9 protein-coding genes are annotated in these 9,436 nt (G+C 38.4%); 3 read left to right on the top strand and 6 right to left on the bottom strand.

Annotation, left to right across the window (positions count from 1 at the left end; translation table 11 throughout):
- Positions 1-131: 131 nt before the first annotated feature.
- Entirely contained in the window at positions 132-848 is a 717-nt protein-coding gene (locus CALSC_RS21680) for a flagellar motor protein (protein ID WP_088243339.1), read from the bottom strand.
- A gap of 18 nt (positions 849-866) precedes the next feature.
- Complete coding sequence (locus CALSC_RS21675) at positions 867-2,123, bottom strand: hypothetical protein (protein ID WP_143288335.1); 1,257 nt, start codon at positions 2,121-2,123, stop codon at positions 867-869.
- A 197-nt stretch (positions 2,124-2,320) separates the two neighbouring features.
- Here CALSC_RS21675 and CALSC_RS21670 point away from each other — a divergent pair, with 197 nt between their 5' ends.
- The gene (locus tag CALSC_RS21670) at positions 2,321-3,244 is read left to right on the top strand and encodes a serine/threonine-protein kinase (protein WP_088243337.1); all 924 of its coding nucleotides are present in this window, start codon (positions 2,321-2,323) and stop codon (positions 3,242-3,244) included.
- A 154-nt stretch (positions 3,245-3,398) separates the two neighbouring features.
- Positions 3,399-3,977, top strand: a complete 579-nt coding sequence (locus CALSC_RS21665; RefSeq protein ID WP_088243336.1) for a cytochrome C — start codon at positions 3,399-3,401, stop codon at positions 3,975-3,977.
- Positions 3,978-4,172: 195 nt separating this feature from the next.
- Here the strand turns inward: CALSC_RS21665 and CALSC_RS21660 are convergent, their stop codons facing one another.
- Both CALSC_RS21660 and CALSC_RS21655 read right to left on the bottom strand, forming a co-directional pair.
- Positions 4,173-6,251, bottom strand: a complete 2,079-nt coding sequence (locus tag CALSC_RS21660) for a S8 family serine peptidase (RefSeq protein ID WP_088243335.1) — start codon at positions 6,249-6,251, stop codon at positions 4,173-4,175.
- A 243-nt stretch (positions 6,252-6,494) separates the two neighbouring features.
- Positions 6,495-7,076, bottom strand: a complete 582-nt coding sequence (locus CALSC_RS21655; RefSeq protein ID WP_088243334.1) for a globin family protein — start codon at positions 7,074-7,076, stop codon at positions 6,495-6,497.
- An 818-nt stretch (positions 7,077-7,894) separates the two neighbouring features.
- Here CALSC_RS21655 and CALSC_RS21650 point away from each other — a divergent pair.
- Positions 7,895-8,545: a Uma2 family endonuclease gene (locus CALSC_RS21650; protein WP_088243333.1), complete on the top strand. Its 651-nt coding sequence runs from the start codon at positions 7,895-7,897 to the stop codon at positions 8,543-8,545.
- 160 nt (positions 8,546-8,705) lie between these two features.
- Here the strand turns inward: CALSC_RS21650 and CALSC_RS27630 are convergent, their stop codons facing one another.
- Positions 8,706-9,077 carry an RpnC/YadD family protein gene (locus CALSC_RS27630; protein ID WP_235006885.1) on the bottom strand — a complete coding sequence of 124 codons (372 nt, stop codon included), beginning with the start codon at positions 9,075-9,077 and terminating at the stop codon, positions 8,706-8,708.
- Between the two features lie 38 nt (positions 9,078-9,115).
- Positions 9,116-9,436, bottom strand: a 321-nt coding sequence (locus CALSC_RS26675; protein ID WP_159460663.1) for a hypothetical protein, incomplete at its 5' end; no start/stop codon positions are given.

Raw genomic sequence — 9,436 nt, 5'->3', positions numbered from 1 at the left:
ATTTATGAGTTTGGTACTTCTTGAAAAAAGAATGGGACAGATGTGTAGAGGCACGGCATCCACAATCTTTCAATATATAAAAGTATCTTACTGGTGCGGTGCCCTTACGAAAAATTTATATGTTGCAAACATTATTTGGGAGTAGTTTCCTGAGCTAACTGAGTAAATCTAATTTCAATTCTTCGTCTCTGTTTATTTTCCTTTCTTTCTGGTTGAGCAAAGCCGCCATTTTGAGGTAATAGTAATTGCCCGGCTGAATATGCTCTAAATGTAACTTGTTTAAATCGCCCCTTATTTTCTCTATTTTGTGCTTTCTGTAGCTCCTTAATTACAGCCAAAGCTCTCATCAGTCCTAAATCGGTATTGGAGCCTGGACATAAAATAGCAACATTCTTGGTTTGGGTGGCTACTGCTTCCAACTCTTGGTCTAAATTACCACGGCTCATTCCTAATTTATTATGACACTGAAGTGAACCAACTTTTTGTCCATCGGTATGGCCAATCACTTCAATAATATCTATTTTTTTTTGAGCATTATTCAGTTGTTGTTTAATTGCTTTGAGAATTTTGCCATCATGAGGATTTTTTTGGATATCTTGGCTGAGGTTCTTCGGTAATTGCGCACTACCAGAGGCAAATTTATATTCTTCTGCGGGGAGAACAATTATTTTCTGTTGGTTATCATTGGCTGGTTGTAATTTTTTTTGGCGATTGAAACTAGGAATTTTAGACATAGTTAATAATAAAAGCAAGGTCAGCACCATAAAAGCATTGGACATTAAGTCTGTAAAAGAAGTCCAAATATTAAAGTTGTCTGGAGTGAGGCTAGGTTTCAATCTTCTGGACATATAAATATTATTTTCTGATTAATTATTTGCTTTTAAGCTATTCAGTATACCTTGTAAATCCTGCTGAATACCTTCTAAAATTTGGCTATGGTTAACGATTTGGGTAGATAATTTTTGTAAATGAGAATTGTGAATACTGACTTGACCTGTATGATTATTTAATGATTCTTTGACTTGAGAAGCATTGATGTTAAATGTTTGGGTTGAGGATACAAGGGAATTGCCATTTTCTTCTAGCCGTAAAGATACATTAGCAAGTTCATTATGATTACTTTGAATCAAGTTTTGTATCCTAGATAAGCTATTGTTTAAAATATTAATAATTGTTTGTAAATTTTGAGTATAATTTGCCAGTGCGATGGTAGTCTTTTCTAGAGATGATGATGATATCTTCAGGGTAGAAGTAAAATTGGCAAAATCTTGAGTTACATTGGTAAAATCATTAATTGTCCTATTTAATGTCTGGGCACTATTGTTGATGATATTACCAGCGTCTTGAGTCCTTACTTGAAAAGTATTGACACTTGTTATCAGATTCTGGGAAGAATTAGATACTGATTTTTCTAAATCTTGGATACTTTGGGGAAACTTGACTAAAGCTTGAATCAAATCGTCTATTTTTTCCTGAATGCTTGGCAAGTCTAAAAAAAAATTACATTCATTTTCTATATAGTATTCTAATTGATTCAATATATTATTTTTCTGAATCTCTAAATCATAGGCTGGATAAAACTTTGTCAGAACTAAACTACTAACTAATGATACTAGACTACTAATAAAGGCAATTGCCATTGAACCAATAATATCTTCTAAAGTTTTATCCAAAGGTATTTGCCCACCTGTGTTGCGACTAAGGAGAAATAAATTGATGGTGATACCGACAAAGGTACCCAATAAACCAAATGCTAATAATAAGTTGGGTAAACCTTGATAATAACGTTGGTTTTTCTCCCAAATTTGTAGTTCATGACTCTGGCGATAAATTCTATCTAAAATAGATAGTTTATTGATTTTGTACAATTGATTCCGAGAAAAGTTTCTCAAAACTTGATCTAATTCAGAATTGAGATTGTTAACAATTTGCTCCAATGAATTATTATCAAGCATCTTTTGTCTCATGCGAATACCATCGAAGCAGAACTTCGATATTAAAGTGACAAAAACCAGTACTACTAACCAAGAAAGGATATTAGGAAAAAATACAGATAAAACTAATAGCAATACGCAGATAAAAATAATTAAATAAAACAATGAAGTCTGATTTATCTGCATCATAATTCTGTTATGTAACAATTTAAATTGATCAAGTAATATTTTTATAGAGTAAAATATTTACTGCGGTAGTAATTATACTAGTATAATAGTCCAGCTTTCACAGGCTGGTTTCCCTTTGTATAATCAATAATTTCTTGATGGTACAAGCCCCCTGACTTATCAGTGGGGTCAACCCAAAATCCAAAATCCAAAATTTAATGACAAGATTGTCGCAAGTTCCACTTAAGGGTTATACAATCGTCCAAGAATTGGGGAAAGGAGGATTCGGAACTACTTACTTGGTGACATTAGCAAGTAATAACAATCACCTTTATGCTCTCAAGCATTTTACCTTTCCTAGTAACGATCCAAGTCAATATGCTATAGCCCAGAGACTATTCCAACGAGAAGTCGCCATTCTCAAAACCTTAAATGGACATTCGCAAATACCCAACTTTATTGATTACTGGGAAGAGAAGCAAGAATATTGCTTAGTTCAGGAGTTTGTCCCTGGAGAACTTCTCAGGGAAGAGTTGGAGCAGGGTAACAAATCAGAAGCATACGTAGTTGAATTATTAACAGAGATTCTGGAAATTCTGCGGGTTGTACATAGCAAAAAAATTATTCACCGCGATATTAATCCCAGCAATATTATTAGGCGTAGTTCAGATAACCAATTAGTGCTAATTGATTTTGGTGCTGGAGCAATCCAAAAAGTTGTGACAACTACCACATCTACCCAAGTGCAAACTCCACCAACAAAAATTTATACCCTAGGCTATGCTCCTATAGAACAAACTCAAGGGAATCCCCAATTGAATAGTGATATTTATGCTTTGGGTATAACTGCAATCCAAATGCTCACGGGTATTGAACCCCAGGATTTACAAACAGATACCAATGGCGAGATAATTTGGTGTCAGTCAGCACAAGTGAGTGATCGCTTAGTTAATATTCTCAGTCACATGGTACGTTACGATTACAGAAATAGGTATCAGTCTGTAGATGAAGTTCTAGAAGAATTAACTACGACACCTGTCAGCAATTCATCGACCCAAGTACTGACAAGCACAAATAATTTCCACCCTTCCCCAGCAGAATTAGGTCACAACCAAATTAATATAATTTTATTTTTTTATTAGGTTGTTTATCAGTAATTGCCATTCTATCCGCAGCAGGTATTTTACCTGGAAATATCAACCTCAAACCAGAAAATCAACCCTCTAAATTAAAATTGCAAGGGAGTATCCTGATGAATGCTGGGAAAGTTTTATCAACCGAGGGAGTCTCAGGTGTATGGCAAATTTGATCAAACGTCGCGTTCGTCATCAGAGGGTTTCCCCTAGACATCGCCGCCAACGACAGGGAAAATCAGTCAGTTTACTTGTATTAGTCCTGGTTTGGAGTTTGGCTATGGGATGGCTACTATCCTTAGCCAGTAATGTTCAAGGTGCTACTCCTACTCCTACTACTGCTAATGAAATTGGCACAGTAGATGTGGTGCCAGCCAAGCATAAATTAGGACAAGAACTGTATTTAGAAAACTGCTCTAAATGTCATATTGCTTTACCGCCAGAAGTTTTACCCAGCCAAACTTGGAAAAATCTCTTACAGGACTCCCAACATTATGGTGCAACATTAAAACCTTTGGTAGACCCGCCACGTATTTTAGTGTGGAGGTATTTATCTACTTTTTCTCGTCCTCTATTCAAGGAGGAACCCATACCTTATCGCGTCAGGAAATCCCGTTTTTTCCAGGCTTTACATCCTAAAGTGGAATTTTCCACCCCAGCTCAGATTAATAGCTGTGTGAGTTGTCATCCCAGTGCTAAGGACTTTAATTTCCGTCGCCTCAGTGCAGAGATGAAGGAGTGACCAGAAGAAGCATAGAGAAAAGGTGCAGGGAGCAGGGGGAAAACGGCATTCTCCCTGCTGTGGGGCGCAGCAAAACAAGGTTTCATATCATATCCACCTGATTACTTATGATATTTCTTTCTCCCCCTGCGCCCTTCTCCCTGCCCCCTTACAGTCCTAATCATAAGTTTTTAAACGGACATGATATCAAACCCCCTAATATAATCCTTCGGAACAACTACCCGTCTCACCAGCAACAACTCTGACAACCAGGCTGTATGATTGGGGATGTAAGATGCGATGGGCACGGACTATAACCTCCACTTTACCCGGCATCACATCTTGCCACATAATTTGTTCCACATTATTGAAACGATCAAACTCTGCTGATGATGGTGGCATATTGCCGTGGCGTTCCTCCCCATTACTATGATGTACAATTAGATCTAAGTCATTCTGTAATGCCTCTCCAGGATAATCAACCCAAACCAAAGTTGCTTTTAATAATGATTTTGGTTCAGTAATTTCCACCTCCATTTTTTCCTCTTCCCCAGTATCTAATTCTGTAGCTTCATCTTGGAAAATGACCCGTTGGTTTTCCCCTCTTGGTCCCACGGTAGCAGCTAAATTTACCCGACCAAAACCTTCGGCAAAATTAGGAATTTCCCCTGCTTCGGAAGGCACATATTGGCCACTAATATCCTGGGCTCCATTAATCAACATAGCTTTAACTAGAGAGCCACTAGGCTTGATTTCGTGTTGCTTACGGAAATATTCCCTCACCACCGCCGCACATCCCGCTACTAAAGGTGTAGCCATGCTGGTTCCAGCCAAAAAGAAATAGTTGGGATCATCAGAAGTACCAAACATATTATTCGGAGTTGCTTTTCGGGAAAGGCTAGAAAGAATTGCCGTACCCGGAGCAATCACATCTGGCTTGATACGTTCATTTTTTGTCGGTCCGCGACTGCTAAAAGCTGCCATCCCTTCTGGATTAGTAGACCAACCATCAGAGGCTATGGGTTCAGATTTATATATCTGCAAACTACTATATGGCTTGGCTTGCTCCGGTCGATTATTTTCAGAAGCTCCCACAGTAATACAATTTTTTGCAGCTCCTGGTGCTCCAATAGAACCATTGTCGATCGCTCCATTTAGATCGCGATCGCGTCCATCATTACCTGCTGCGAAACAAATTACCATGTCTCGGTGTTCCCAGGCAAATTTGTCTACTTGTTGGCAATAGATATTATACATCCCCTTATTGGCGGCTCCCCAGGAGTTTGTATGTACCCTAGCACCATCATCTGTATAAGGGATTCGGAATAAATCGTTTAAGTCTCCTGGTAATCCTCCTAATCCACCAGTAGCATCGAGGATAGATTGCAGCACTAACATAGCTTTGGGTGCAGTTCCTCGAACTTCGCCTCCCATTGTCTGAGAATGACCGTCACCCAATACGGAACCAGCTACGTGGGTACCATGTCCATCGGGGTCTGTGGCTGTATTCCGCCCCAAAGCATAAAGTCTTAAGACCCTACCAGTAAAGGCGGGGTGAACGTCATCCATAGTACCCTTGTCAAAACCAGTATCGGCAACCGCAACAATTTCCCCCTCCCCTTCTAAGTGAGTCTGATTGTGAGTTTTGTCTGCTGACAATACTTCCAGAGCCTTACTGTTAAACAACTGTGGTGTTACATACTCTTCAATGTGCCGTACTTCATCAATATGAGCCAAATCTTCCAAGTACTGGGGTTGCACTGACAGCCGCACTGAATTACCACTAAGTTGCAGAGATTGGGGGTCAATTCTAGCAGCCGATGCAATGCGATCGCGTAGCGATTCCTGTGGAGTCTCGCCCAGGTCATCATCAATGGTAACATTTTGATGTAGTACTACTGTCACAGTTTGAGGTTGGCGAGACATACTTGTTTCCACAGACCTCAATTGCAGTAGGTTTACCTTGTCTGGAGTTCCCGAACTACTACGCAATTTAGGTGGAATTTTAAACCCTTCCAAGTAAATATTTGCCCATTCTACAAAGGGTAAGTTAATAATGGCATTCAAATCAGAGGGAGTATAACGACAGATATAAGTATTTTCCGGTACATACTCCAAAATTTGGATATTTAAATTAGTTAATTGGTTTTTCTGCTCCCGATTGAGGGGTGCGGAGGTTTGAACCAGAATATAGTTAGAATCAGAACTATCAACACTCATTAAAGAGTTAAAACCAATTGTACTCCTCTGAGTACTGGGGTCAATGGAGATAGAATTAATTGTTATTTTTGCCATAGATATAATTGCACCTAATTTTCATTACTACTGGAAATTATTACCAATTAATATTTGCAAAATGTTCAAAGTTGAGAATGGCTATGGTGACTATCATTATTTCCAGCCTTTGGCTGTAGGGTCATAAAGAAGAAGGGGAGCAGGGAGCAGGGAGCAGGGAGCAGGGGGAAAACAGCATTTCTCCTGTTTCTTCTGGTCAATCCAAAATCCAAAATCCAAAATCCAAAATTGAATGATTCTTCCTTAAGAATCCTGGAAATGAGAGAGTTGGTAAATTAAATGGTCAAAATAAGGAGCAAGATTTCGTTGCTGTTCTGGCTCTACACGTTGCAAACTGGCAATTTTTATACCTTCTAAGCCCAGTACCATAGCATCTAAAGGGACATTTAACTCTTCATATAGTAATTTCATATACCCCAAGCCTTGCTCACTAGTAAATTGGTGAGAGCCACCAGCAATGCCATAATTTATACAGCGAGAAAAATGCCAAAAATCTCGCCAGCAAGCTTCTGCACGGAATGGAGGATAAAGACCCCCTCCTGGTTGAAGAATATTGGGAAATGCTTGTAATACCTTAGCCCTAGCCTCATCTACAATTTCAGTGATGCAATCCCGTAACATTTTTGCTACAGGAATTAAAACTGAAGTACCAGGTGACAATACCTGAATTTGTTGTAAATCTTCATCCGTGAGATAACGCCCTTCATCATCTGCTGCTTGAAAAATTGCGATCGCTGTTTGTGGGTGGGTTGTTTGCCAAGACGCAAAGCCGACAATCCGAGCTTTAGCAATTAATTCCTTGGCTTTTGCACTGAGTTGCACCATGATTTAGTTATGGGTAGTCAATCATTACTCAAGGTAAAAGGTCACAATGGTGACTTTTAGACTTGTTGATTGTGTACATAATTAAGCGATTTTGTACAGTTATGGATACAAGTCTATACAAATCCCTAATTACCACTCACTTTCAAGTTAATTTCTCATGTACGTTTGTACACAACCAAGAAGAAAATACCTCTTCCCTATCTCCCAACCCCTAACACCTAAACCCTATTTTCTAGCTAGTCACCCACAAAAAAATTCTTCTTCTTGAGCAATCACAAAGCTTTATCATATGCAAACTCAGAATGTTTGTGCATAGATAAATGAAGTTTTTATTATACAGAGGGGTAAACCCTGCATAGGTTTACCCCCCTGGTCATATAATACTTTAACTGTTTAGAATGGTGCTGCGATATAGGATAATGATGCACCATATGCGTAATGTGCGCCGGATAATGCACTATAACATCTGGCGCTTTTTTATTTTATCCATCTATGGTTTGATAGTGTAGATGTACCCAGCCCCGTAATGGCTATACCCCTACCATCCATAACCCTTTTTTTGATAGATGAAAATGATTTTCAAAGACCATACTGGGGTCTGTTTGGAAGATTTCGTAGAAAAGGCTATCGGTTCGCACACTGGTTGATGCTTGGGGGCATTATTGTTAATTTGACATCAAAGGCGATGTTCCTAAAATGAACCATGCATAGATGCGATCGCGGCTTTTTGTTTCTCCCCATGAGGCATATGGGTCAAAGTCAGGATACAAGTAGAATCGGGAGCGATCGCCTATAATTTTAATTATTAGAGGTAATTTATGCAGGAACTCCACACCAAAATCCTCACTGATGCTTGGGTAACAGCTAGCTGGGATGAATATATCCAGGTGATTGAAAATCCAGCTTATGCCAAAGCTAAGGGATACTATCAAGATGGAAGAATGAGGATTGAAATGCCACCAGTAGGAAATGACCATGCTAGTGACCATACAGTTATCATAACTGCCGTAAGCTTATTTGCTGCCATCAAAGGTATCCCTATGAATGGTAAAGATAACTGTACTTACCGTAAAACAGATTATCAGGAAGCCCAACCAGATGTATCATATTATATTGGTGACAATGCTAATGTAATTCCTTACGGCACTTCCATAATTAATCTTGATATTTACCCACCACCCACTTTAGTTATAGAGGTAGCAAAAACTTCTCTGGCTGATGACCAAGGTGAGAAGAGATTGTTATATGAGGATTTAGGAGTAGGAGAATACTGGATTCTCGATGTACAAAACGTGCGGATTATAGCTTTTGCGATTGCAGATGGTGGTAGTAAGCGTATCACACAATCTCAGGTGTTAACAGGACTGGAAATTTCCCTATTAAATGAAGCATTTCACATGACTCGAAAAACAGACCAAAGTCAGGTTATAGCTTGGTTGTTAACTCAATTTCAGCAGGGAGAATTATGATAGCTTTAGAAATGTAAAAAATATTACTTTAGTGTTTTTACTCCCGAATAAACCAGAATTTTAGTAGTTCCTTGCTAACCATATGAGGTTCCTGATTCAAACTGCGATCGCGCTTTTGGTGGTTACTTTGTAATCTCCCACAAGCGTAACCCACATCGCTTTACTGTTGTTGGGCAATTTTTTGAACTACAGCTAAATCAAGACCTAATTGTTCCGCGATTTCTTCAGGTTTCATTCCTGCTTTTAATAGCAGAGGTACGGCTGCAAGTTTACCTTCCTGTAAACCTTCTGCTTTTGCTTCTTGATAAACTTTTGTTTGTTTGAGTTCATTCAATTCAAATCTTTCTAGAAGACCTTGCTGCGACAATCTGTGACTATCTCCGAGCAGAGTAACATATCTTCTACGCTTCATAGTCTCAATTCTTTTCGTCTTATTAGGGTCTTCAAACTTCTGTGCATCAGGCGAATAGGATTTATTATTATTATGTTGTAAGTCTCCTATTTCTGTTGTTCTTTTAGATTTTTCTTGCATTGACCTTTCTCCTGAAATTTTACTTACTTCTAAAAAAGCTATTGAATATTATAAAAAACTTTTACTTCATTCCATTCTATTTTCTTTGAGACTAATCGTAATTGAAGTTTAAGGAAGCAATTAGTTCTTTTAATTACAAATAAATATTCTTCTTCTATATTTTCATTAGGCTCTATCCATTTATGGTCTACAAACACGGAATATATTGATTCTTCTTCCCATTCAACTAATTCAATCGGCTTTTTTTGTTGGTCTTCTTTTAGCAATTTTAATTTAGAGCTTGATACAATTAAAGCAGTACCTTCTTGCTCAATTTTAGAATCAGTTAATCCTAAATTTTTTAGAGATAAGTAGGTTGG

Source organism: Calothrix rhizosoleniae SC01 (genome assembly GCF_900185595.1).
GTDB classification, from domain to species: Bacteria; Cyanobacteriota; Cyanobacteriia; order Cyanobacteriales; family Nostocaceae; genus Calothrix_A; species Calothrix_A rhizosoleniae.
This window is presented reverse-complemented; position numbering and strand designations above follow the sequence as displayed.

Bases quoted from the DNA above. Each gene is read 5' to 3' on its own strand.
- CALSC_RS21650 (WP_088243333.1), top strand. From the start codon at position 7,895: ATGCAGGAACTCCACACCAAAATCCTCACTGATGCTTGGGTAACAGCT.
- CALSC_RS21670 (WP_088243337.1), top strand. From the start codon at position 2,321: ATGACAAGATTGTCGCAAGTTCCACTTAAGGGTTATACAATCGTCCAA.
- CALSC_RS21675 (WP_143288335.1), bottom strand. From the start codon at position 2,123: ATGATGCAGATAAATCAGACTTCATTGTTTTATTTAATTATTTTTATC.
- CALSC_RS21655 (WP_088243334.1), bottom strand. From the start codon at position 7,076: ATGGTGCAACTCAGTGCAAAAGCCAAGGAATTAATTGCTAAAGCTCGG.
- CALSC_RS21665 (WP_088243336.1), top strand. From the start codon at position 3,399: ATGGCAAATTTGATCAAACGTCGCGTTCGTCATCAGAGGGTTTCCCCT.
- CALSC_RS21680 (WP_088243339.1), bottom strand. From the start codon at position 848: ATGTCCAGAAGATTGAAACCTAGCCTCACTCCAGACAACTTTAATATT.
- CALSC_RS21660 (WP_088243335.1), bottom strand. From the start codon at position 6,251: ATGGCAAAAATAACAATTAATTCTATCTCCATTGACCCCAGTACTCAG.
- CALSC_RS27630 (WP_235006885.1), bottom strand. From the start codon at position 9,077: ATGCAAGAAAAATCTAAAAGAACAACAGAAATAGGAGACTTACAACAT.